Annotated in this window: 24 protein-coding genes, 1 tRNA gene and 3 pseudogenes; 19 read left to right on the plus strand and 9 right to left on the minus strand. The window is 68.2% G+C overall.

Annotated features, from left to right (window positions below; genetic code table 11):
• Positions 1-94 precede the first annotated feature (94 nt).
• Complete coding sequence (locus CK951_RS14110; RefSeq protein WP_096786754.1) at positions 95-913, plus strand: sulfotransferase family protein; 819 nt, start codon at positions 95-97, stop codon at positions 911-913.
• A gap of 368 nt (positions 914-1,281) precedes the next feature.
• Here CK951_RS14110 and CK951_RS14115 read toward each other — a convergent pair.
• The 4 genes from CK951_RS14115 to CK951_RS14130 all read right to left on the minus strand — a co-directional run bounded on the left by CK951_RS14115 (position 1,282) and on the right by CK951_RS14130 (position 5,012).
• Positions 1,282-1,358: transfer RNA gene (locus CK951_RS14115), tRNA-Arg, on the minus strand.
• Between the two features lie 59 nt (positions 1,359-1,417).
• On the minus strand, positions 1,418-2,821 hold the full coding sequence (locus tag CK951_RS14120; RefSeq protein WP_096786755.1) for a HAMP domain-containing sensor histidine kinase: 1,404 nt from the start codon (positions 2,819-2,821) through the stop codon (positions 1,418-1,420).
• A 61-nt stretch (positions 2,822-2,882) separates the two neighbouring features.
• Positions 2,883-4,295 carry an NAD(P)/FAD-dependent oxidoreductase gene (locus tag CK951_RS14125; protein ID WP_096786756.1) on the minus strand — a complete coding sequence of 471 codons (1,413 nt, stop codon included), beginning with the start codon at positions 4,293-4,295 and terminating at the stop codon, positions 2,883-2,885.
• Positions 4,296-5,012 (minus strand): TVP38/TMEM64 family protein, encoded by a 717-nt coding sequence (locus CK951_RS14130; RefSeq protein WP_096786757.1) that lies wholly within the window; start codon positions 5,010-5,012, stop codon positions 4,296-4,298.
• A 198-nt stretch (positions 5,013-5,210) separates the two neighbouring features.
• Here CK951_RS14130 and rpmH point away from each other — a divergent pair, with 198 nt between their 5' ends.
• From rpmH to CK951_RS14150, 4 genes and pseudogenes are all read left to right on the plus strand, one after another.
• Positions 5,211-5,345, plus strand: coding sequence for a 50S ribosomal protein L34 (rpmH, locus tag CK951_RS14135; protein WP_002721419.1), 135 nt, complete (start codon positions 5,211-5,213; stop codon positions 5,343-5,345).
• Positions 5,346-5,367: 22 nt separating this feature from the next.
• Positions 5,368-5,781 (plus strand): ribonuclease P protein component, encoded by a 414-nt coding sequence (gene rnpA / locus CK951_RS14140; RefSeq protein WP_096786758.1) that lies wholly within the window; start codon positions 5,368-5,370, stop codon positions 5,779-5,781.
• Complete coding sequence (gene yidD, locus CK951_RS14145) at positions 5,778-6,029, plus strand: membrane protein insertion efficiency factor YidD (RefSeq protein WP_096786759.1); 252 nt, start codon at positions 5,778-5,780, stop codon at positions 6,027-6,029. Before rnpA ends, yidD begins: the two co-directional genes overlap by 4 nt.
• Positions 6,030-6,050: 21 nt before the next feature.
• Positions 6,051-6,224: pseudogene (locus tag CK951_RS14150) on the plus strand (tRNA 2-thiocytidine(32) synthetase TtcA); the annotation flags it as partial.
• Positions 6,225-6,237: 13 nt separating this feature from the next.
• On the opposite strand, the pseudogene CK951_RS14155 reads toward CK951_RS14150, so the two are convergent.
• A pseudogene (locus CK951_RS14155) lies at positions 6,238-7,210 on the minus strand (DDE-type integrase/transposase/recombinase); the annotation flags it as partial.
• A 59-nt stretch (positions 7,211-7,269) separates the two neighbouring features.
• Between CK951_RS14155 and CK951_RS21055 the strand changes: the two are divergent.
• The 11 genes and pseudogenes from CK951_RS21055 (at position 7,270) to yihA (ending at position 16,014) form a co-directional block, all read left to right on the plus strand.
• Positions 7,270-7,422 carry a hypothetical protein gene (locus tag CK951_RS21055; protein ID WP_157764559.1) on the plus strand — a complete coding sequence of 51 codons (153 nt, stop codon included), beginning with the start codon at positions 7,270-7,272 and terminating at the stop codon, positions 7,420-7,422.
• A 5-nt stretch (positions 7,423-7,427) separates the two neighbouring features.
• A complete protein-coding gene (locus tag CK951_RS14160; protein ID WP_096786760.1) occupies positions 7,428-7,817 on the plus strand; it encodes a hypothetical protein in 390 nt (129 codons plus the stop codon).
• Between the two features lie 251 nt (positions 7,818-8,068).
• The gene (locus tag CK951_RS21060; protein ID WP_157764560.1) at positions 8,069-8,215 is read left to right on the plus strand and encodes a hypothetical protein; all 147 of its coding nucleotides are present in this window, start codon (positions 8,069-8,071) and stop codon (positions 8,213-8,215) included.
• Between the two features lie 135 nt (positions 8,216-8,350).
• Positions 8,351-8,467: pseudogene (locus tag CK951_RS22110) on the plus strand (hypothetical protein); the annotation flags it as partial.
• Positions 8,468-8,617: 150 nt separating this feature from the next.
• Positions 8,618-8,986, plus strand: coding sequence for an AAA family ATPase (locus CK951_RS21695; protein ID WP_232520632.1), 369 nt, complete (start codon positions 8,618-8,620; stop codon positions 8,984-8,986).
• Between the two features lie 51 nt (positions 8,987-9,037).
• Positions 9,038-9,586, plus strand: a complete 549-nt coding sequence (locus CK951_RS14170; RefSeq protein ID WP_232520732.1) for an AAA family ATPase — start codon at positions 9,038-9,040, stop codon at positions 9,584-9,586.
• Between the two features lie 562 nt (positions 9,587-10,148).
• Positions 10,149-11,015, plus strand: coding sequence for a tRNA 2-thiocytidine(32) synthetase TtcA (gene ttcA / locus CK951_RS14175; protein ID WP_096786763.1), 867 nt, complete (start codon positions 10,149-10,151; stop codon positions 11,013-11,015).
• Positions 11,016-11,086: 71 nt separating this feature from the next.
• Positions 11,087-12,619, plus strand: a complete 1,533-nt coding sequence (locus tag CK951_RS14180; RefSeq protein WP_096786764.1) for a bifunctional diguanylate cyclase/phosphodiesterase — start codon at positions 11,087-11,089, stop codon at positions 12,617-12,619.
• A gap of 133 nt (positions 12,620-12,752) precedes the next feature.
• Positions 12,753-14,624 (plus strand): membrane protein insertase YidC, encoded by a 1,872-nt coding sequence (gene yidC, locus CK951_RS14185; protein ID WP_096786765.1) that lies wholly within the window; start codon positions 12,753-12,755, stop codon positions 14,622-14,624.
• Positions 14,621-15,364 carry an MOSC domain-containing protein gene (locus tag CK951_RS14190; protein ID WP_096786766.1) on the plus strand — a complete coding sequence of 248 codons (744 nt, stop codon included), beginning with the start codon at positions 14,621-14,623 and terminating at the stop codon, positions 15,362-15,364. The genes yidC and CK951_RS14190 overlap by 4 nt, the downstream gene beginning before the upstream one ends.
• Positions 15,361-16,014, plus strand: a complete 654-nt coding sequence (yihA, locus tag CK951_RS14195) for a ribosome biogenesis GTP-binding protein YihA/YsxC (protein ID WP_096786767.1) — start codon at positions 15,361-15,363, stop codon at positions 16,012-16,014. The genes CK951_RS14190 and yihA overlap by 4 nt, the downstream gene beginning before the upstream one ends.
• A gap of 97 nt (positions 16,015-16,111) precedes the next feature.
• On the opposite strand, the gene CK951_RS14200 is transcribed toward yihA, so the two are convergent.
• On the minus strand, positions 16,112-16,843 hold the full coding sequence (locus tag CK951_RS14200) for an SDR family oxidoreductase (protein ID WP_096786768.1): 732 nt from the start codon (positions 16,841-16,843) through the stop codon (positions 16,112-16,114).
• Between the two features lie 129 nt (positions 16,844-16,972).
• Here CK951_RS14200 and argB point away from each other — a divergent pair, with 129 nt between their 5' ends.
• Genes argB through CK951_RS14215 form a run of 3 tightly spaced genes read left to right on the plus strand, consistent with a single transcriptional unit; the run spans position 16,973 to position 19,001 of the window.
• A complete protein-coding gene (argB, locus tag CK951_RS14205) occupies positions 16,973-17,854 on the plus strand; it encodes an acetylglutamate kinase (protein WP_096786769.1) in 882 nt (293 codons plus the stop codon).
• A complete protein-coding gene (locus tag CK951_RS14210; protein ID WP_096786770.1) occupies positions 17,854-18,498 on the plus strand; it encodes a ferredoxin in 645 nt (214 codons plus the stop codon). The genes argB and CK951_RS14210 overlap by 1 nt, the downstream gene beginning before the upstream one ends.
• Positions 18,495-19,001 carry a histidine phosphatase family protein gene (locus CK951_RS14215; RefSeq protein WP_096786771.1) on the plus strand — a complete coding sequence of 169 codons (507 nt, stop codon included), beginning with the start codon at positions 18,495-18,497 and terminating at the stop codon, positions 18,999-19,001. Before CK951_RS14210 ends, CK951_RS14215 begins: the two co-directional genes overlap by 4 nt.
• Before the next feature lie 3 nt (positions 19,002-19,004).
• Here the strand turns inward: CK951_RS14215 and CK951_RS14220 are convergent, their stop codons facing one another.
• The 3 genes from CK951_RS14220 to pgsA are packed head-to-tail and all read right to left on the minus strand — an operon-like array spanning position 19,005 to position 20,357.
• Positions 19,005-19,445, minus strand: a complete 441-nt coding sequence (locus tag CK951_RS14220) for a molybdenum cofactor biosynthesis protein MoaE (RefSeq protein WP_096786772.1) — start codon at positions 19,443-19,445, stop codon at positions 19,005-19,007.
• A 1-nt stretch (position 19,446) separates the two neighbouring features.
• Positions 19,447-19,695, minus strand: coding sequence for a molybdopterin converting factor subunit 1 (gene moaD / locus CK951_RS14225; RefSeq protein ID WP_096786773.1), 249 nt, complete (start codon positions 19,693-19,695; stop codon positions 19,447-19,449).
• Complete coding sequence (gene pgsA, locus CK951_RS14230) at positions 19,692-20,357, minus strand: CDP-diacylglycerol--glycerol-3-phosphate 3-phosphatidyltransferase (protein ID WP_096786774.1); 666 nt, start codon at positions 20,355-20,357, stop codon at positions 19,692-19,694. Before pgsA ends, moaD begins: the two co-directional genes overlap by 4 nt.
• Positions 20,358-20,367 lie beyond the last annotated feature (10 nt).

Consider the following 20,367-nt stretch of genomic DNA (forward strand, 5'->3'; position numbering starts at 1 on the left):
CCCCTGCTCCGCGCTGTTCTAGAGCCGGCCGCCGGTCATTGAAAAGCAATAAATAGTCTGCTTTCTGAGGGCTGCCGCCTGAAGAGGAACAGACATGGGTTTCCCCGGAACCTGGATGACCGAAAGCGAAAGCCTCGTGTATCGCGTCGTCCCGAAATGCGCCTGCTCGACCATCGGGCAGATCATGTTCTACTCGGACCACGGACGCTTCTTCGACGGCGACATCCATGATGCCACCGCGGGCCTGCACAAATGGGCGCAGGAGGACAGCCAGCCGCTGATCGAGGCGAACGTGAAGGCCCATCGCGCGCCGGCCTTCACCTGCGTGAGGAACCCGTACTCGCGGATCCTGTCGTCGTTCTTCGACAAGATCTGCGGCATCCAGCGCAACGGCAGGCGCTACCGCGGCAATCTCGTACCGCTGCTGATGCAGAAATACGGCATCGAGGTCGGCGGCGAGGATGGCCGGCAGGAGTTCGACCAGATCGCGAGCTTCCGGCGCTTCCTGCTGTTCGCGCGGGACACGATCCGCTGGAAGAAGCCGATGGAGGCGGACATCCACTGGTCCGCCATGTCGGGCCACATCTCGACCTTCATCGTCAACGGCGGTCGCTACGACGCGATCTTCTTCACCGAGCGATTCGACGAGGGCCTGCGCGCCGTGCTGGATCGCGCGACGCTGCGCCACCCGGTCGATCTGGGCGCGATCCCGCGGTTCAACGAAAGCGAGGGCCATGGCCCCGCACGGGCGCACCCGGTCGAGGCCTATTTCGACGACCTGTCGATGCACCTGATGTGGGAGATCTACAAGAAGGACTTCCAGCTCTTCCGCTACGACTTCGACAACCCGGCGAACCGCATGCCGAAGGGCGAGGTCGACCTCGACGAGATCCACGCCAAGCTGGGCGACTGAGCGATCTTCAGGCGCAACGCCGGGCGGCGGCCTGCGGGCACCCCGGTGGCCGGATACATGATGCCACGGGCACGCAGAAGGCCCGCAAGGCCGGCCTTCTGCGTTCATGGCTGGGGGCATGCGGTCGATGCCTGCGGCCGTCCACGACAGGCCAAGGGAAACCAGCCTTTGCCCGCGGACGACGAAGCTGGCGGCAGCATTCACTGCGCCATCTGGCACGACACGGTCTCGCCGCAGTCGGCAAGGCTCACCCCCTGGACGCAGCCGAATGCCAACGGCGTCCAGCGCCGATCGATCCACGGAACAGCGATTGATCCAGCCTGCGGCGCGGACATCTGCCCGCTTACGGCGTCGTTGCAGAGGAAAATTGGCGCACCCGGAGCGATTCGAACGCCCGACCCTCAGATTCGTAGTCTGATGCTCTATCCAGCTGAGCTACGGGTGCGCGGTGAGGGCCATGTAGCCGGGGCGGCAGGACAATGCAAGGGCCGATCCGCAAAAACTTCAGGCCGCCTCGCCGAGGCCGGCGCCTTTCGGCAGCCGGATGATGAACTCGGTCCCGTCCTCGCCGGTGCGCAGCAGGTTCAACCGTCCGCCATGCCCGCGGACCAGCTCGGCCGAGATCGCGAGCCCGAGGCCCGAGCCGCCCTTGCGCGTGCCGCCCTGGAAAGCAGTGAAGAGGTGCTCGCGCGCCTTGGGCGGCAGGCCGGGGCCGGTGTCGCCGACCTTGATCCACCATTCCTCCTCGCCCTCACCGGCCGACAGCTCGATCGTGCCGGACTGGCCCGTTGCCTCGATCGCCTGGCGGGCGTTGCGGACGAGGTTGCCGAGGACACGATAGAGCTGCTCGCCGTCGGCCTTGATGACCATGCCGGGCGGCACGTCGATCAGGCAGGTCACGAGATTGTCGGCTCCCAGCGATTCGGCCTCGGCCACCTCCTCCATCAGCCGGCGGAGCGGCAGGCGCGCAAGCTGCGGCGGCGGCTCCTCGGCGCGGCCGAAGGTCAGCGTCGATTCGCAGAGCGACACGGCGCGGCGGATCGAGCCGACCAGCTTCGGCGCCGCCCGCGCCACCGCCGGATCGGCCGAGGCGCCGAGTCGGTCCGCAAAGAGCTGGGCCGTGGTCAGGATGTTGCGCAGGTCGTGGCTGATCTTCGCCACCGCCGCGCCAAGCTGGGCCAGCCGCTCCTTCTGGCGCAGCGCACCGATCAGCTGGGTCTGCATCATCTGCAGCGCCTCCTCGGCCTCGCGCAGTTCACGCACCTTTGCCGTGGGCGCGATGACGCGGCGGGCGTCCTCGGGCGCCTCGGCATAGGCCGTCATGTGCGCCACCACGCGGCGGATGGGCAGCACCAGCAGGCGTCGCACGGCCAGGAACAGCAACACCGCCGTCACCACCGAGATCAGCGCCGAAAGCACCAGCACCCGCGCGCCGTATTCCAGCATCGCGAGACGCATCGGGCCGCTTTCCAGCGTCACCTCGATCAGCGACCCGCCGCTTTTCACCGGCTCGCCGATCACCCGGATCACGCCGCCGTCGATGTCCAGGAGATCCATGAAGGCGTCGCGGATCAGGCGGAAGGGGCCGGCAAGGCGCAGGTCGTAGGTGTCCTCGACCGGGACCGGGATGGGCGAGGACAGCACCAGCTGGCGCACCTCGTCGCGGCGCAGCACGACGTTGTAGACGCCGGCATTGGCCAGAAGCTCGGCCTCGAGTTCCGGCGTGATCATGTCGTCGGACGCCAGCAGCGCCAGCGAGGCGATCTGCGCCTTCTCCAGCCGGAGGAGCAGGTAATCCTCGCGGAAGCCCGCGACCGAGGGAACGAGGATCAGGACCTCCGCCAGCATGACGAAGGCCACGGTCAGCATCAGGAACCGCCCGGAGAGCGTGTTCAGGAACCGCCGCACGATCTTGCCCTTCCGATCCTACCCGATACGAACATGGCCACCGGACGGCGCGGGTCCGGCCTCAGGGAAGCACGCGCTGGACCAGCCGCACCGCCCCCTTCACCACCCGACTATCAAACAGCCTCGGGGAAAAATAGGCTCCCGCGGCGCGTTTCGACAGGTCGTTGAGCGTGGGATAGGGCAGGACCATGCCGGCCACGGTCGAAAGCCTGACCCGGCCCGCCAGCGCCAGCGCCCAGAGGCCGATCATCTCGCCGGCGTGGGCGCCCGCGATCGACACGCCCACCGGCCGCCCGCCCGCGACCATCAGCTTGACGAGGCCGGTGGTGCGACCCTCGGTCTGGGCCCGGTCGCTGGCGGCGAACGGAACGCGCAGCACGTCGAGCCGCGGGCCGTGGCGGTCGCGCGCCTCGGCCTCGGTCAGGCCGACATGCGCAAGTTCCGGCTCGGTATAGGTCACCCAGGGGATCGCGGCGGTCGCCTTCGACGGCAGGCCGAACAGGATTGCACGGATCACCACCGAAGCGTGGTAGCCCGCCAGATGGGTGAACTGCAGTCCGCCCGCCGCATCGCCGACGGCATAGATCCGGCGGTTTCCGGAGCGCAGGTCCGGCCCGACCTTCACGCCCCTTTCGGTGACCTCGACCCCCGCGCGGTCGAGATCCAGCGCCTCCAGCGCCGGCCGCCGCCCCGCCGCCACCAGAAGATGCGAGCCGAGGATGGTGCGCCCGCCCGCCGTCACCGCGACGCCCCCGGACCGCGCCGAGACCGCCTCGGCATGGACACCTTCGAGGATCTCGACGCCCTCGCTCCGCAGGGCGGCCAGCACGATGGCGGCCAGCTCGGGATCGTCCTTCGGCAGCGCCCGGCGTCCCGCGATCACCGTGACGCGGCAGCCAAGCCGCCGGTGCGCCTGCGCCATCTCGATGCCGATCGGACCGCCGCCGATGATCACCAGATGGTCCGGCCGTTCACGAAGCGCGAAAATCGTCTCGTTCGTCAGGTGGTCGACCTCGCCGATCCCGGGGATCGCCGGGAGGTCGGGGCGGGATCCGGTGGCGATCACGAAGCGGCGGGCGCGGATGATCCGCCTGCCGACCTGCAGCTCGTCCGGCGACAGGAAGCGGCCCCAGTCCCGCAGCACGCGGACGCCGAGCGATTCGAACCGCTCCTGGCTGTCATGCGGCGCGATGGCCGCGATGCTGCGGGCCACATGGTCCTTCACGGCGGCGAAGTCGATCTCGGGCTCCACCGGGCGCAGTCCGAAGGCAGCGCCCGTCCGCATGGCCTGCGCCGCCTTGGCCGCCGCGAGCAGCGCCTTTGACGGCACGCAGCCGGCGTTCAGGCAGTCGCCGCCCATCTCGCCGGCCTCGACCAGCACCACGCGCGCGCCCATCTGCGCCGCCCCGGCCGCGACCGACAGGCCGCCCGAGCCCGCCCCGATCACGCAGACATCCGCCCTGATCCGCTCCATTCACCACCCCTTGCGCCACAGCCTCACGACGATAGGCAGAGCCGAGAGCGCGGCAAGCCCGAGAAGCGGCAGCAGCACCGGCGGTGTGAAGATCACGCCGAGGTCCGGCGCCTCGCCGCGCGCCAGCACCTCGCCCAGCCCGGTGCCGACCGAGGTATAGACCAGCGCCCCCGGAACGATGCCCAGCACGGTCGAGATGGCGAAGCGGTGGAGCGGGACGTTCAGGAACGCCGGCAGCAGGTTCGCCACGAAGAACGGCACCACCGGCACCAGCCGCATCAGGAACAGCACCGACCATTCGCTTTCGCGCAGGGCCGCCTGCAGGCGGGCGGCGGCGCCGCCCTGCGCCGCGATGCGCTCGGCGAATCGGGCGCCGAAGCCCGCCCGCGCCGCAAGGAACAGCAGGACCGCCCCGGCAGAGGCCCCCGCCACGTTGTAGAACACGCCGGGGAACAGCCCGAACAGGAAGCCTCCGGTCAGGGTGCAGATCAGTCCTCCCGGCAGGCTGAAGGTGACAACCGCCACATAGGTCGCGACGAACCCCGCCACGGCGAGGCCATAGTGTGCATCGCGGAAGGACAGCAGCGCCTCGCGATGCTGTGCCAGCGCCTCGAACGACAGCCGGTCGCGCAGCAACAGGGCCCCCGCCGCGGCGACGGCCAGGATCAGCAGGATCGGCAGTCGCCGGACGAGGTCGGAGGATCGGCGCTGGCCCATGCTGCGGCTCCTTTCGGGTCGGAGGCGCAGGATGGGACGCCCCGGCGCCCAAGGCCAGAGGGCTGGCGCCGCAGGTCGGAATTTCTTGAAGCGGACGAATTGACTTGGCCGCCGGGCGCCAGTATGGACCGGACCTCAAAGGAACGTGGCCTGCGAATCCCGCGGGGGTTCCCGTTGCACGTCTGATGGAGATCCGCGATGAAGCGCACTTTTCAACCGTCGAACCTGGTCCGCGCGCGTCGCCACGGCTTCCGCGCCCGCATGGCCACCAAGGGTGGCCGTCTGGTGCTGAACGCCCGCCGCGCCAAGGGCCGCAAGAAGCTCTCGGCCTGAGCACCCGCCAGGGTCCAGTGACATGATGCCGCCGGAGGCCGGAGGGACAGGCAGCGATGCCGCATCCGCCGGTTCCCCGGCGGTTTCGTCGCTTCCGACGCTGGAGATCCTCAGGAAACGCGCCGACTTCCTGCGCGCCGCGCAGGCGCGGCGCCAGGGCACGCCCGGCTTCCTGCTGCAGGCCCGCCGCCGCGGCGACGAGGGCGGCATCCGCGTGGGCTTCACCTGCTCGAAAAAGGTCGGCAACGCCGTGACGCGCAACCGCGCGAAGCGGCGCCTTCGGTCGCTGGCGCGCGAGGTTCTCGCGGGCAAGGGTCATCCGGGCTGGGATTACGTCCTTGTCGGCCGCCCCGGCGCGACGATCGAGCGTCCCTATGCCGCCCTCCTGTCCGACCTCGACCGGGCGCTCGGCCAGATCCACGGCTCGGGGCGATGAGCCCCCTGGCGCATCTGCTGGCGCTGCCGGTGCGGGCCTACCGGCTGGTCCTCAGCCCCTGGGTCGGTCATGGCTGCCGCTATCAGCCGACCTGTTCCGTCTATGCGCTCGAGGCTCTGGAACGGCATGGTGCGCTGAAGGGCGGCTGGCTCGCGGCGCGCCGGCTGCTCAGCTGCCATCCCTGGGGCGGTTCGGGCTACGATCCCGTGCCGGGCAGCGATCCCGGGCATGACCACCGCGCCCCCTGACGATCTGACCGGAGGTCTCCGATGTTCGACGACGAGGACGAGATCCACCCGCTGCTTGCTGGCGCGCCCCGAACGACCGAGTTCCGCAAGCTGAGGAAGCGAATCGTCCGCGAGGTGCGCGAGGCGATCGAGACCTGTGGCATGGCCGAGCACGGCGCGCGCTGGCTGGTCTGCGTGTCGGGCGGCAAGGACAGTTGTAGTTAGTCCAAGTGTTCAGTCCCGGCATCTGGTGGATCGGGTCAAGGATGAATCGATCCGGCTCCGAGGTCCAGACCTTGCAGATATATCCGTAGGGAGTGAGGCCGTTCAGCGTCTTGAGCCTGCGAGCGACGTTTTAGGCTGCCAGGAAGTCGCCGAGGTGCGCCCGCCGCTGATCGTGGCTATCGTATTGGAAGCGCTTGACGGTCGCGTCCTTAATCGTGCGGTTGGGCTTGGTCAGGCGGTGCTCGATCACGTTGGCTTCGCAGATCATGCCGAAGCGCATCGGCCGGGAGTAGATGGTGTTCCGGTTCCGGGGCTGCTCGGCGAACTGGATGCCGGTGTCGGTGAGAACGGTGTGGACCTGATAGGGCACGGCCTCGAGCATGTGCTGCAGGAACTCCCAGGCGGTCCTTCTATCAGCCGTTGCAACGAGTTGAGCGATAGCGAACTTGGAGGTCCGGTCGATTCCGACGAACAAGTAGAGCTTCCCTTCGCCGGTCTGAACCTCGGCAATGTCGATGTGAAAGAACCCGATGGGGTAGCGCTTGAACTTCTGGCGCTTTGATGTGTCGCCTTCGACATCCGGCAGGCGCGAGATGCCATGACGCTGCAGGCCCCGATGCAACGCCGACCGTGTCAGGTGCGGGATGGAGGGCTGCAGGGCATAGAGGCGTTCCTCGCTTCAGACGATCCCCCGGATCGTCTGGTTGACGCTCGAACTCCAGCGGGCGAAGCGTGTGGCGCCGGATCGCCACGACCGCCGCTTCCTCGGGCTCGGTCAAGACCGTCGAGCGCGGTTCCTTCGGCCCGGTCTTCAAATCCTCGACCGTCGCGCGCTTGCGCCACTTCGCCACCGTCTTCGGATTGACGCCCAGTTCCCGGCTCGGCTGCGCGAGCGAAGCTTGCGACCGCTGTATTGCTGCTCTGACAGCGTGCGTGGTCGTGGCGCTCCCGTGATGTAGGGCTTCCTTCCATTCCATCGAATGGATCGCACCATCAAACCGTTGGAGCAAACACCTCGGAAAGCGATCTCGCGGCGATGATCGCGAAATACCGGAAGCGCATCGCGGATCTTGAAGCGGAGGTCGAGCAGAGGAACGTGGAACTCGCGTTCTTGACCCAGCGGTGTCGGCGCGCGAACGTCGAGCTGTCCGACATCAACCGGCCCCTCAAGCTCGCTGCGAAGGACTGACATGGATGTCGAACATCGAAAAGGATCGCGAGATTGCACGCCTGGCGGAGACCTGGGCCGCCGAGATCGAGGCATCGAGTCGCGCGGATGCATTCATCCGGTCGGGCGCGCTGAACAGGAGCCTTGTGGCGGTGCGTCTCGGCTTCTCGCGATCCGCCTGGCAGACGAACCCGGGCCTGAAAGCTCTGGCCGGGCGCCTCGATACGACATGGAGTGACGGCAAGACCCCACCGGCTGCGCGCGTTTCCGCGCCGATCACTGAGCGTCGTTCTTCCGGAGAGCCTCTCCCCGTGACCGACGGTGCGCTGGTGCATCGCGAGATCGCGGACCTTGCGGGCGTTTCCTACGCAGACATGGATCGGAAGGATGTGCGTTCCCTCCTGGCCGCCCGATGAGCATAGGGTGGCCTTGGGACGTCCTTGTCGCGTGGCACCTGAGGAGAGCATGCCGCCACCACCTCTCGACCCTGCGGAAATGGTCCCCGCTTCGCGACTGCGGGACGCGCAGCGCCAGCTGTCGCAAGCCGAGACACGGTTGGCGGAACTTCGCGCCGAGAACGCGAGGCTGAGGGCGCAGATCATGCGCGGCGATGAGGTCACTGAGCTTATCGCTTCGGGCGGTCGGATCGCGCCGACGGGGTGCCGTGATGAGCTTCGGTTCGGAGCCGTCCGGTATTCCTCGCGTGACTGGCCTGCTCGCCACCTACATGGCGCGCGAGAAGGCTTTCCGGGGCATCGGGCCACGCCGTGCCGCCGCCCTCGCCGACGCCCTCCGGACGACCTTGAAGCGTTGATCCTCGCGCTGGACGAACGCGTCATCGAAACGTCGGCGACGAGGCCTCCATCGCGGCCGCGGCCGCGATGGAGGCAAGACGGCGTTCCTTGGCTGGCTCAACGAGATCAGGGCCGAAATCCTCGTTGCCAAGGCGATCCGGCTTGCGCGGGCCTGGGGGCCGAAGGGGGTCGAGGCCGTACGTGGGAACCCCTACCTGCTGCTGGCGATTGCGGACTGGAAGGCCGTCGACGCCATCGCCCTTGCAACCCGGGTAGATGCCAACGATCCGCGCCGCGATGTGGCAGCCGTGGAGGCCGTCCTTCTGGGGGAGGCATGCCTGGGGAGTGGATCGACCCGCCTACCCGCCAGCGAAGCTCTCCGCTCTGCGCAGAGCCTCCTTGCGCGCCCTGTGGCGTCGGGAGTGGAAGAAGCTGCAGTTGCCTCGGGCGGCGCGGTGCGGCTCGCTGATGCGCTCCATCCGCCCGGGACGGCCCATATGGAGGGCGAGTGCGCCCTCAGGCTGGCGCGTCTGGCGAATGCCTCGCCGGTCATGAGGGTCACGCCCCCGGCCCAGTTGGATGCGCTGCTCGAGGCTAATGGGGACGACCAGCCGTTCCCGCTGACGGAAATGCAGCGCGAAGCAGTGCGGATGGCCCACCGGCACCGGTTGATGGTGCTGGCAGGCTATGCCGAGTCGGGCAAGACGACCGTCCTGCGGGGCGTCTGCGACACGCTGGAGGCAGTGGGGCGTGCGCCCCTCATCGTGACGCTGTCCGGCTGTGCCGCGTAGCGCGCTGCGGAGACGACGGGCAGGCGGGCGATCACGGTTGCCAGGTTCCTGATCGAGCAGGAGAAGGCCGACGGCCCGCTCGAGGTGACCACGGCGCTTATCGCGGACGAGGCATCAATGCCGGGTCTCGTGGAATTCTGGCGGATCCTGCGGCGTCTCGGGGACGCCTCGCTCCTCCTGTGCGGCGACCCGGGGCAGCTGCCGCCTGTAAGTCCGGGTGTTGTGTTTCATGAGCGCGTGGACGACGGGGATATCGCGCGCGTGATCCTCGATCGCGTCCATCGCCAGGACGAGGGCACCGGCATCCCTGCGGTTGCCGAGGCCGTTCGTCACGGAAGGATCGCGAGTCTGCCCGTCTTCGCCGGGGCTGGGGCCGGAGTGAGCTTCACCCGCTGCAGCTCGGAAAGGCTTCCCGCAGAGGTCCACGCGATGGGGCGCGCCCTGGCTCCGGCCAGGGCAGACCGCGACGGCATCCAGATCATTGCGCCGACGAGCCGCGAGATCGAGGCGCTCAACGGTTATTTCCACAGCATCGCCATGCGGCGTGGCCCGGCATGGCCCATGTGGCCGAGGGCGACCGGTGATCTGGACAAGGAATGATGCCGAGCGAGGGTTGACAAACGGCTCGATGGGCCGCGTCCTGCATATCGGACCCGACAGCATCACGGCCGTACTCGACGGGGACACTCACGAGCTCGCGCCGTCAGATGGCGCATTCCTGCAGCTCGCCTACGCGGATCCGTCCACAAGGCGCAAGGCTCGCAATGGCAAAGGGTGATCGTTCCGGATTTCCAGAGCCGGATCCTCGACCGCTCCTTAGATCCATACTGCGCTCAAGCGCGCGCAGGAGCAGTTGATCTTTCTTGGGGATCAGAAGGCCCTCGAGGTCGCCGGCCGCCCGCCGCCGACCGGCGCGACGTGGGCTTCGGCGACTGGCTGCTGCTCGCCCGCGCCCGGTTGGGCACGGGCCAGAGAGACGGCTCGGTCCGTCCTGAACCTGTCGCATCCGGTTCCGTGGCGGTAAGACGTTAAAATCCCGCCGAGCTTCTCTCACATCAGATGGACAGCAGACCAAGGCAGTCCACGCGACCACTGTCAGTTCGGTGGCAGCTATGGCAAATGTCCCTTTCCAGAACCCGTGCTTTCCCATGAGGCGCCGCTTATGATCGATGAGCTTGATGACATCCATCCCATTCTCCAAGGCGCTCCACAGACCACGGAATTCCGTAAGCTGCGCAAGCGGATCGTACGGCACGTTCGCGAAGCCCTTGACCACTACGGCATGGTGGATGGGCGGGATGCACGCTGGCTCGTTTGCTTGTCCGGCGGGAAAGACAGTTTCACTCTCCTGGCCGCCCTCATCGAGCTGAAGTGGCGCGGCCTGTTGCCGGTGGACCTGCTGGCATGCAACCTCGACCAGGGCCAGCCTGGCTTTCCGGCCACGGTCCTGCCGGAGTTTCTCGCCCGGATGGGAATCCCCCACCGCATCGAGTACCAGGACACCTACTCGATCGTTGTCGACAAGATCCCGCAGGGGCGCACCTATTGCTCGCTCTGCTCGCGGCTCCGTCGTGGCAACCTCTACCGGATTGCGCGCGAGGAAGGCTGTTCGGCCATCGTGCTCGGCCACCATCGCGACGACATCCTCGAGACCTTCTTCATGAACCTCTTCCACGGCGGGCGACTTGCGACCATGCCGCCGAAGCTCGTGAACGAGGACGGCGACCTCTACGTCTACCGGCCCCTGGCCTTCGTGGCCGAGGCCGATTGCGAGAAGTTCGCCCAAGGGATGAATTATCCGATCATTCCTTGCGATCTCTGCGGCTCGCAGGAAGGGCTGCAGCGCCAGCAGGTGAAGCAGATCCTTGACGGATGGGAGGCGCGCAGCCCCGGGCGGCGCCAGGTGATGTTCCGCGCGCTGATGAACACGCGGCCCTCGCATCTGCTCGACCCGCAGCTTTTCGACTTTGCCGGCCTGCAGACCGGACAAATCCGGGAAAATCCGCCGCAACTTCGCGTCGACGATTAACCCTCCGCTGAGAATCGCTGCCTAAGGTCCGCCACTGGGGGTTGTGCCCCCGGCGGCGGAAGGGAATCGCGATGCAGGACCGGAGTGCATCTTGGACGGGGATCGCCCGTGTCGGCAGGCGGCTGCGCCGGCCGGAGGCGCTCGCCTTCCTGCCTGCCATCAGCCTCCTGGCCTACTGGCTCGGCGGCGAGATGCATCTTGTCCTGGTCGCGCTCGGCCTGCCCCTGATCTATGCCGTTGCCGGCACCTTCGAGGAGGGCGAGACCGCCGGGCTGCGCGACAGGCTCGACGAACTGGCGCTGCGGCCGCAGGTGATTGCCGCCCTAGATGCCGTCCTTGCCGACGGGGGCGCGGGCCGGACGACCGGCTGCCTCGTGCTGCAGTTCGACGAGATGGAAAAGCTGCTCGACCGGCATGGCCGCGCGGCGCAGACCGAGGTGCTGGCCCGGAGCGGCGAACGACTCTGTGCGGCGCTGCGCGAGGGCGATGTCGTGGCGCGTCTGGAAGGCGGCGGCTTCGCGGTGGCCCTGCATCCGGTGCGCCGGCTCGATCTCGAATCGATGATCCAGCTGGCCGCGCGCCTGCAGGCCGCGGCGGCGGCCCCGATCAGCCTCGACGGGGTCCGGCTCTATGTCACCTGCTCGATCGGCTTCTGTCTCGCGGCCCGCTCGCCCGCGCCACGGGGGCGCGCCATGCTCGATGCGGCGCAGGTGGCGGCCGACGAGGCGCAGCGGAACGGTCCCGGCGCCGTCCGGGCCTATGCACCCGAAATGGCGCGCAAGCGTGCCGACCGGGATGCCCTGCGCGAATTGCTGGAGGTTGCGCTGGACGGCGGCCAGATCGTGCCCTGGTTCCAGCCGCAGATCTGCAGCCGGACCGGCAGCGTCAGCGGATTCGAGGCCTTGGCGCGCTGGCAGCATCCCGATCGCGGGCTGATCCCGCCGTCCGAGTTCCTTTCGGCCATCGAGGAAGCCGGCCTGTCCGAACGGCTGGGAGAGGTCATGCTCTACCAGGCCCTGACGGCCCTCCGGCAATGGGATCGCGAGGGATTCTCCGTGCCGAGCGTGGGGGTGAACTTCTCCGTGGCCGAATTGCGCAATCCGCGCCTCGTCGAACGCCTGAAGTGGGAGCTCGACCGATTCGAACTGGCGCCGTCACGGCTCTCGATCGAGATCCTCGAGACCGTCGTGGCGGAAGGGGCAAGCGACGTGGTCGTTCACAACATCGCGGGGCTTGGGGCGCTCGGCTGCGGCATCGACCTTGACGATTTCGGCACCGGCCACGCATCGATCACCACGATCCGCCGCTTCGCGCTGCGCCGGCTGAAGATCGACCGCAGCTTCGTGACGCGCGCGGACGAGGACAGGGACCAGCAGACCATGCTGGCGGCGATCATCTCCATGGCAGAGCGGCTGGGCCTCGAGACGCTGGCCGAAGGCGTGGAAACGCCGGGAGAACGGGTCATGCTGGCGCAACTCGGCTGCGGCCACCTGCAGGGCTTCGGCATCGCGCGGCCGATGCCCTTCGCCGAGGCGGTCACATGGCTCCAGTCGCAGGGCACCCGCCGCGTCAGCGCCGCCCGGCGCGGATCGCGCGGGATCTGACCCGGCGGCGCCTGCCCGCGCAGGGGTCCGGGCAAAGCGCCCCACGCCCGGGGGCGGCCGGGAAAACCGCTTGACCTTTGCAGCCCCCTTCTGTTGAACGGCCGCACCCCTGAACAGGAACCGCGTGTCTTTCATGGACGACCAGAACAAGAACCTCATCCTGGCAACCGGACTCAGCTTCCTCGTGATCATGGTCTGGTTCTTCCTGTTCCCGCCGCCTGAGACGGTGACGGACGCCACCCAGCCCGTCGCGACGCAGGAGGTCCCGGCGGCCCCCTCGGCCACTCCGGACGCGCCCATCACCGCGGTGCCCCCGGATGCCGAACTGCCCGCGACGCCGCGCGTCGGCATCGACACGCCGCGCCTGCAGGGCTCGATCTCCATGCTCGGCGGCCGGATCGACGACCTGTCGCTGAAGGCCTATCACGAGACGCTCGACCCGAAGTCCGACATCGTCCGCCTGCTGTCGCCGGTGGGCAAGCCCAATGCCTATTACGCGCTCTATGGCTGGACCCCGGCGGGCAGCCTCGACTACGAGGACGTGCCGGGCGCGAACACCCAGTGGACGCAGGTGGGCGGCTCCACGCTCGGCGTGGGCCAGCCGGTGACCCTCGAATGGGACAATGGCCAGGGGCTCGTCTTCACCCGCCGCGTCGCGGTGGATGACCACTACATGTTCACCGTGACCGAGAAGGTCGAGAACCGCACCGGCGAGGCCGTGCGGCTTGCGCCCTACGGCATCGTGGCCCGGCACGGCAAGCCCCTGAACCTGCAGAACTTCTTCGTGCTGCACGAGGGCGTGGTCGGACGGACCGACGGGACCCTTGCCGAGACGAAGTATGGCGATCTCGAGGAACTTCCGGAAGTCGCGCGCGAGGGCGCGCTGGCCGAGGTCACCGAGGCCACGCAGGATGGCTGGATCGGCTTCACCGACAAGTACTGGATGACCACGCTCATCCCGCAGCAGGGCCAGCCCTTCACCAGCGTGATGAAATTCGTTCCGGGCGCCGACATCTACCAGACCGAGACGCGCCAGCCCCTCGTGTCGGTCGAGCCGGGCGCCAGCACCGAGGTCACCTCGCGCCTCTTCGCCGGGGCAAAGGAGTGGGAGGCCATCCGCGCCTACCAGAACGAGGGCTTCATCGAGGGCGGCGAGGCGGCCGAGCCGATCCCCGGCTTCATCGACTCGATCGACTGGGGCTGGTTCTTCTTCCTGACCAAGCCGATCTTTGCGGTCCTGCACTGGCTGCACGCGCTCCTCGGCAACATGGGCCTCGCGATCATCGCGCTGACCGTGGTGCTCAAGGCGCTGGTCCTGCCGCTCGCCTACAAGTCCTATGTCTCGATGGCGCGCATGAAGGAGCTGCAGCCGGAACTCGAGGCGCTGCGCGAGCGCGCCGGCGAGGACAAGATGCTGATGCAGCGCGAGATGATGCGGCTCTACAAGGAAAAGAAGGTCAACCCCGCCGCGGGCTGCCTGCCGATCCTGATCCAGATCCCGATCTTCTTCTCGCTCTACAAGGTGATCTTCGTCACGATCGAGCTGCGCCACGCGCCGTTCTACGGCTGGCTCAAGGACCTCTCGGCGCCCGATCCGTCGTCGATCTTCAACTTCTTCGGGCTGGCCCCCTGGGCCGCGCCGATGCCGGGAACGATGATGGCCACCATCTTCATCGGGGTCCTGCCGATCCTGCTCGGCGTCTCGATGTGGCTGCAGCAGAAGCTGAACCCGGCGCCGACCGACAAGTCGCAGGCGATGATCTTCGCCTGGCTGCCCTGGGTCTTCATGTTCATGCTGGGCAGCTTCGCCTCGGGCCTCGTGCTCTACTGGATCGTGAACAACCTGATCACCTTCAGCCAGCAATACGTGATCATGCGCAGCCACGGCCACCACCCGGACATCTTCGGCAACATCAAGTCGAGCTTCAGCCGCAAGCCGGCCGCTGCGCCTGCCGGAAAGGCCGCGAACGACAGCCGGCCGCCGGCGAAGAAGCAGAAACCATGACGGCGCGGCTCGGCCACATCTGCCGGCACCCGATCAAGGCCCACGGACGCGAGGAACTCGCGTCCGTTCTGCTTTCGCCGGGCGCCTGCCTGCCCTGGGACCGCCACTGGGCCATCGCGCACGAGAGCGCGAAGCTGGAACCCGGCTGGTCGCCCTGTCACAACTTCAGCCGCGGCGCCAAGGCGCCGGCGCTGATGGCCATCACGGCGACATTCGACGAATCCTCTCGCGCCGTGAGCCTCGCCCACCCCGACCTGTCGCCGATCACCGTCCGTCCCGATGTGGCCGAGGAGGCCGAGCGACTGGTGGACTGGGTCCGCCCGCTCGTCCCCGCCGACCGTGCCCGGCCCTGCCGGGTGGTCACCGCCGGGCGCGGCATGACCGACAGCGCCTTTCCCTCCGTCGCGATCCTCTCGCTTTCGAGCCTGAGCGACCTTTCCGAACGCATGGGACAGCCGATGTCGATCCACCGCTGGCGCGGCAACCTCTGGGTCGAGGGCTGGGCGCCCTGGGCCGAATTCGGGCTGATCGGCCAGGAGATTCGCGTCGGCAGCGCCCTTCTCCGCATCGAGGAGCGTATCACCCGCTGCCGCGCCACCTCGGCCGATCCGGACACCGGCCGGATCGACGCCGACACGCTCGGCGCGCTGGAACGGCATTATGGCCACCGCGATTTCGGGGTTTACGCAACCGTGGTCGAAGGCGGCCAGATCGCGATCGGCGAAGAGGTGCGGACATGACCTCCCTTCCCTTCCCGCTGTCGCCCGAGCCGGAAGACCTTGCCCGCGAGGCCGGCCGTCTGCTCTTTGCCGGGCCGGTGGACTTCGTGAAGGGCGTGACCACGATGGAGGCCCTGCCGCCCGCCGACCGGATCGAGGTCTGCTTTGCCGGGCGGTCGAACGTCGGCAAGTCGAGCCTCATCAACGCGCTGACCGGGCGCAAGTCGCTGGCGCGGGCCTCGAACACCCCGGGCCGGACGCAGGAGATCAACTACTTCGCCCTCGGCGACAGCCGTTACATGGTCGACCTGCCGGGTTACGGCTATGCCGAGGCGCCCAAGCCCCTTGTCGAACGCTGGCAGCGCCTGCTGAAGAGCTATCTCGCCGGACGCCAGACCCTGCGCCGCGCCTTCGTGCTGATCGACACGCGGCACGGCATCAAGGCGGTGGACAACGAGATCCTGACCCTGCTCGACCGGTCGGCCGTGACCTTCCAGGTCGTGCTGACCAAGGCCGACAAGGTCAGCCGGGCCGAACGCGAGGCGGTGCTGGACCAGGTGCGGGGCGCCCTCAGCAAGCATCCCGCGGCCTTCCCCGAGCTGGTCATGACCAGTTCCGAGAAGGGCGACGGCATCGAGACGCTGCGGGCGATCATCGCCACGCTGGCCTGAGGGATCCGCCGGCGGGGGTTCCCGCCGGTCCGGGCGCAGAGGGGCGTCGCTCGGGACGCATCGTTGCCGACTGCCGGCCGGACCGGGCCGCCGAGGGTCAGACGTGCTGGGCGCCGTTGATCTCGATCTCGGCGCCCGAGATGTAGCTCGACTGGTCAGAGCACAGGAACCAGATCGCGTCCGCGACCTCCTTCGGCTGGCCCAGCCGGCGCAGAGGCAGCTTCTCGACGATCTTGTCGGTGCCGGGCGAGAGAATCGCCGTCTCGACCTCGCCCGGTGCAATGGCGTTCACCCGCACGCCGAGCGGGCCGAAGTCATGCGCCATCTCGCGCGTCAGGGCCGCCAGCGCGGCCTTGGACGTGGCATAGGCCGCGCCCGCGAAGGGATGCACCCGGCTGCCCGCGATCGAGGTCACGTTGACGATCGATCCCTGACCGGCCGTCAGCTCGTTCTGCAGGCCGCGCGCCAGCACCACCGAGGCGAAGAAGTTGACATGGAACACCTGCCCCCAGGTGCGCAGGTCGGTGGTCAGCGTGTCGAGCCGCTCTCCCCTCGGACCCTTGGGCGAGACCCCGGCATTGTTGACCAGCGCATGCAGCTTGCCGTCGATGCGCCCCTTGATCGTCTCGATGGCGGCGATGGTCATCTCGGGACTGGCGAGGTCCACCTGGATGTGATCCTCCTCGCCGCGCGGCCAGGGGCAGCGGTCGTCGAACGGGTAGCGCGAGCAGGTGAGCACGCGCCAGCCCTCGTTCGAGAACCGCTTCACCGTCGCATGCCCGATGCCGCGGCTCGCCCCGGTCAGCACCATGATCTTCTGTTCGCCCATTGTCCGCCCCCTGCGCCTCCGGCGAAGCTATGCCCGGCTGGCGGAATTGCAAGGCGCGCCGCCTTGGCAGGGTCAGCCAAAGGCGATACCAGAGGGCCGATCCCCAACCGCCCGATGAAGAGAAGCCCCATGACGCGTGACCCGATCGCCACCGCCCGCACCCTGTCCGAGGCCCTGCCCTATCTTCAGCGCTACGCCGGAGCGGTGGTGGTGGTGAAGTTCGGCGGCAATGCCATGGGCGATCAGGCCGCGATGGCCGAATTCGCCCGCGACATCGTGCTGATGCGGCAGGTGGGGGTCAACCCGGTGGTGGTGCACGGCGGCGGGCCGATGATCAACGAGCTGCTCGGAAAGCTGGGGATCAAGTCGGAGTTCGTGCGCGGCAAGCGCGTGACGGACAAGGCCACCGTCGAGGTGGTCGAGATGGTGCTGTCGGGTCTGGTCAACAAGCGCATCGTGCAGGCGATCAACGATCAGGGCGGCCGCGCGGTCGGCATCTCGGGCAAGGACGACGACCTGATGGTCTGCGTGGCCGACGATCCGGACCTCGGCTTCGTGGGCAAGCCCGTCGAGATGAACGTGCAGGTGCTGCGCGACCTCTACAACGCCGGGATCATTCCCGTCGTGGCGCCGGTGGCGACGGGGATGGAGGAGAACGAGACCTTCAACGTGAACGGCGACACCGCTGCAGGCGCGATCGCCGGCGCGCTTCAGGCCGACCGGCTGCTGCTGCTGACCGACGTCGCGGGCGTGAAGGACGAGAGCGGCACCGTGCTGACCCAGATCACGCCCGAACAGGTGCGCGAGATGACCGAGCGCGGCACGATCTCGGGCGGGATGATCCCCAAGACCGAGACGGCGCTGGCCGCGCTCGAGGCCGGGGTGCGCGCCGTGGTGATCCTCGACGGGCGTATCCCGAACGCCGGACTGATCGAGCTGTTCACCGACGAAGGCGCCGGCACGCTGATCCGCTCGACAGAGCCGCGGGTGAAGCCGCGCGGTCGGCCCTGATGCTCGACCAGATCGCGGCAGGCGCCGCCGGCCATGCGCTGGCGGTGCTCGGGGCCTGTCCTGTCACGGCCGAGGACGGGCTGCCTGAAGGGACGAGAACGCTTGTCCTGCTCGGCCCGCGCGAACCGGGCTTCTGGCCGCGGTTCGTGGAGAGCCCCGAATGGCAGGATCGCGCGCCCGATCCGATGGACCGCTGGTCGCGCCGGGTGATCGAAAGCCTTGCCCGTCAGTTCGAGGCGGAGCCGGTCTTTCCCTTCGGCGGCCCGCCCTACTGGCCGTTCTACGGTTGGGCGCTGCGCACCGGCCGCAGCTTCGCCTCGCCGGTCCGGCTGCTGGTGCATGACGAGGCAGGCCTCTACTTCTCGTGTCGCGGCGCGCTGGCGCTGCGCGAGGTGCTGCCCGTCCAGGCCTCCCGCTCGCCCTGCGAGGGTTGCGAGGCGCAGCCCTGCCTGACCGCCTGCCCGCCCAGGGCATTGACGGCGAACGGCTATGACGTTCCCGCCTGCCATGCCTTCCTTGACACCGCAGCGGGCGCCGACTGCCTGTCACGCGGCTGCGCGGTTCGCCGCGCTTGCCCCCGCTCGCAGGGCCATGCAAGGATGGAAGCTCAATCCGCCTACCACATGAGGCAGTTCCACCGATGAACAAGCGTCTGATCCTGATTCGCCATGCGAAATCGGCCTGGGACGATCCGCTGCTCCCCGACCATGACCGACCGCTCAACGCCCGCGGCCTCGGCGCCGCGCGCGATCTTGGCCAGTGGCTCGCCTCGCGGGGCTATGTGCCCGGCGAAGTCCTCTGCTCGGATGCGCTGCGCACCCGTGCCACCTGGGAAGGCATCGCGCCGGCCCTGCCCGACGCGCCCGAGCCGATGCTGAAGCCCACGCTCTACCATGCCGGCTCGGACGTGATGCTGGCGGTGCTGCGGCATGCCACGGCCGAGACGGTCTGCATGATCGGCCACAACCCGGGCATCGCGGAGTTCGCCCATCGGCTGGTGAAGCACCGGCCGCTGAACACCGAGTTTCAGAAATATCCGACCGGCGCAACGCTGGTGGCGGACTTCGGCCAGATCGACTGGAGCGACGTGGGCTATGGCATGGCCGAGCCGGTGGACTTCATCGTGCCCCGCGAACTGGTGGCCTGAGCCCTACCAGCGGCGGAGGGCGGCCTCGTCCTCGTCCTTCGCCGCCACCCAGTCCGCGCCCGCCTCGGTAATTTCCTTCTTCCAGAAGGGCGCGCGCGACTTCAGGTAATCCATCAGGAACTCGGCGGCCGCGAAGGCCTCGGCCCGGTGCGCGGCGGCGGTGGCCACCATCATGATCGGCTCGCCGGGGCCGAGCCGGCCGTGGCGGTGGATCACGAGGGCGTCGAGAAGCTGCCAGCGCTCGGCCGCCTCGGCCGCAATGGCGGAAATCGCCCGCTCGGTCATGCCGGGATAGTGCTCGATCTCCATGGCCGAGAGCCCGCCGGAGAGGTCGCGCACGAGGCCGGTGAAGGTCACGACCGCGCCTGCCCCCGACACGCCGGACGCGAAGTCAGAGGCCTCGGCGCCGAAGTCGAAGGCCTCGGCCTGAACCACGATGCGCATCTCAGCCTCCGGTCATCGGCGGGAAGAAGGCGACCTCGCGCACGCCGGCCAGCGGGGCGTCGAACTCTGAAAGCTCCTGATCGAGCGCGACGCGCAGGGACGAGAGGTCCGCGAAAGCTAGCGCGTAGCGTTCCTCGCGCCCGCGCAGTTCCTCGACCAGATCCTGCACGGTATGGGCAGCCGTCTCCAGCCGCTCGCGCGGCAGCCCGATCCGCTCGCGGACCCAGGCGAAGTAGAGCACGTCGATCATTTCTCGTCCTTCAGGTAAGGCAGCGCCTTCCTGAAATAGTCCCATCCGGTGATGAAGGTAAGGGCCGCGGCCACCCAGATCAGCGCAAGCCCGACCCATGTCGCATAGGACGAGCAGCCGCGCATGCCGCAGCTGCGGATCGGGTCGGCGTCGCCCTGGCTGACCGCCTGGGCGTATTGCTCCCACGTCATGCCCTGCCGGGCGATGCCCTCGAGGTGTTCGAGGCCGGTGCCAAGGAAGAGGATCGCGATGGCGATCATCTGCGCCGTGGTCTTCCACTTGGCAAGCTTCGTGACCTTCAGCAGCGACGCCTTGGAGCCGAGGAACTCGCGCAGGCCCGAGACGAAGACCTCGCGGAACAGGATGACCGTCACCGGCAGGATCAGCCAGGGGTTCATGCCGGAATAGCCGGTGATGATCACCAGCGCGATCACGACCATCGCCTTGTCGGCAATCGGGTCGAGCATGGCGCCGAACTTCGATTCCTGCTTCCAGAGCCGGGCGAGGTAGCCGTCGAAGAAATCCGTGACCGCCGCCAGGATGAACAGCGACAGCGCGAACCAGTCGGCCCATGGCCTGTGGAAATACAGGAACATCACCGCAACGCCGGGGGCGGCGAGCAGACGCAGCACGGTGAGGATATTCGGAAGCGACCAGTTCATGCCGATGGTC

Source organism: Rhodobacter sp. CZR27 (genome assembly GCF_002407205.1).
In the GTDB taxonomy this organism is placed as follows: domain Bacteria; phylum Pseudomonadota; class Alphaproteobacteria; order Rhodobacterales; family Rhodobacteraceae; genus Cereibacter_A.

Bases quoted from the DNA above. Each gene is read 5' to 3' on its own strand.
- CK951_RS14110 (WP_096786754.1), top strand. From the start codon at position 95: ATGGGTTTCCCCGGAACCTGGATGACCGAAAGCGAAAGCCTCGTGTAT.
- CK951_RS14125 (WP_096786756.1), bottom strand. From the start codon at position 4,295: ATGGAGCGGATCAGGGCGGATGTCTGCGTGATCGGGGCGGGCTCGGGC.
- CK951_RS14130 (WP_096786757.1), bottom strand. From the start codon at position 5,012: ATGGGCCAGCGCCGATCCTCCGACCTCGTCCGGCGACTGCCGATCCTG.
- rpmH (WP_002721419.1), top strand. From the start codon at position 5,211: ATGAAGCGCACTTTTCAACCGTCGAACCTGGTCCGCGCGCGTCGCCAC.
- rnpA (WP_096786758.1), top strand. From the start codon at position 5,368: ATGATGCCGCCGGAGGCCGGAGGGACAGGCAGCGATGCCGCATCCGCC.
- yidD (WP_096786759.1), top strand. From the start codon at position 5,778: ATGAGCCCCCTGGCGCATCTGCTGGCGCTGCCGGTGCGGGCCTACCGG.
- CK951_RS21055 (WP_157764559.1), top strand. From the start codon at position 7,270: ATGATCGCGAAATACCGGAAGCGCATCGCGGATCTTGAAGCGGAGGTC.
- CK951_RS14160 (WP_096786760.1), top strand. From the start codon at position 7,428: ATGTCGAACATCGAAAAGGATCGCGAGATTGCACGCCTGGCGGAGACC.
- CK951_RS21060 (WP_157764560.1), top strand. From the start codon at position 8,069: ATGAGCTTCGGTTCGGAGCCGTCCGGTATTCCTCGCGTGACTGGCCTG.
- ttcA (WP_096786763.1), top strand. From the start codon at position 10,149: ATGATCGATGAGCTTGATGACATCCATCCCATTCTCCAAGGCGCTCCA.
- CK951_RS14180 (WP_096786764.1), top strand. From the start codon at position 11,087: ATGCAGGACCGGAGTGCATCTTGGACGGGGATCGCCCGTGTCGGCAGG.
- yidC (WP_096786765.1), top strand. From the start codon at position 12,753: ATGGACGACCAGAACAAGAACCTCATCCTGGCAACCGGACTCAGCTTC.
- CK951_RS14190 (WP_096786766.1), top strand. From the start codon at position 14,621: ATGACGGCGCGGCTCGGCCACATCTGCCGGCACCCGATCAAGGCCCAC.
- yihA (WP_096786767.1), top strand. From the start codon at position 15,361: ATGACCTCCCTTCCCTTCCCGCTGTCGCCCGAGCCGGAAGACCTTGCC.
- CK951_RS14200 (WP_096786768.1), bottom strand. From the start codon at position 16,843: ATGGGCGAACAGAAGATCATGGTGCTGACCGGGGCGAGCCGCGGCATC.
- argB (WP_096786769.1), top strand. From the start codon at position 16,973: ATGACGCGTGACCCGATCGCCACCGCCCGCACCCTGTCCGAGGCCCTG.
- CK951_RS14210 (WP_096786770.1), top strand. From the start codon at position 17,854: ATGCTCGACCAGATCGCGGCAGGCGCCGCCGGCCATGCGCTGGCGGTG.
- CK951_RS14215 (WP_096786771.1), top strand. From the start codon at position 18,495: ATGAACAAGCGTCTGATCCTGATTCGCCATGCGAAATCGGCCTGGGAC.
- CK951_RS14220 (WP_096786772.1), bottom strand. From the start codon at position 19,445: ATGCGCATCGTGGTTCAGGCCGAGGCCTTCGACTTCGGCGCCGAGGCC.
- moaD (WP_096786773.1), bottom strand. From the start codon at position 19,695: ATGATCGACGTGCTCTACTTCGCCTGGGTCCGCGAGCGGATCGGGCTG.
- pgsA (WP_096786774.1), bottom strand. From the start codon at position 20,357: ATGAACTGGTCGCTTCCGAATATCCTCACCGTGCTGCGTCTGCTCGCC.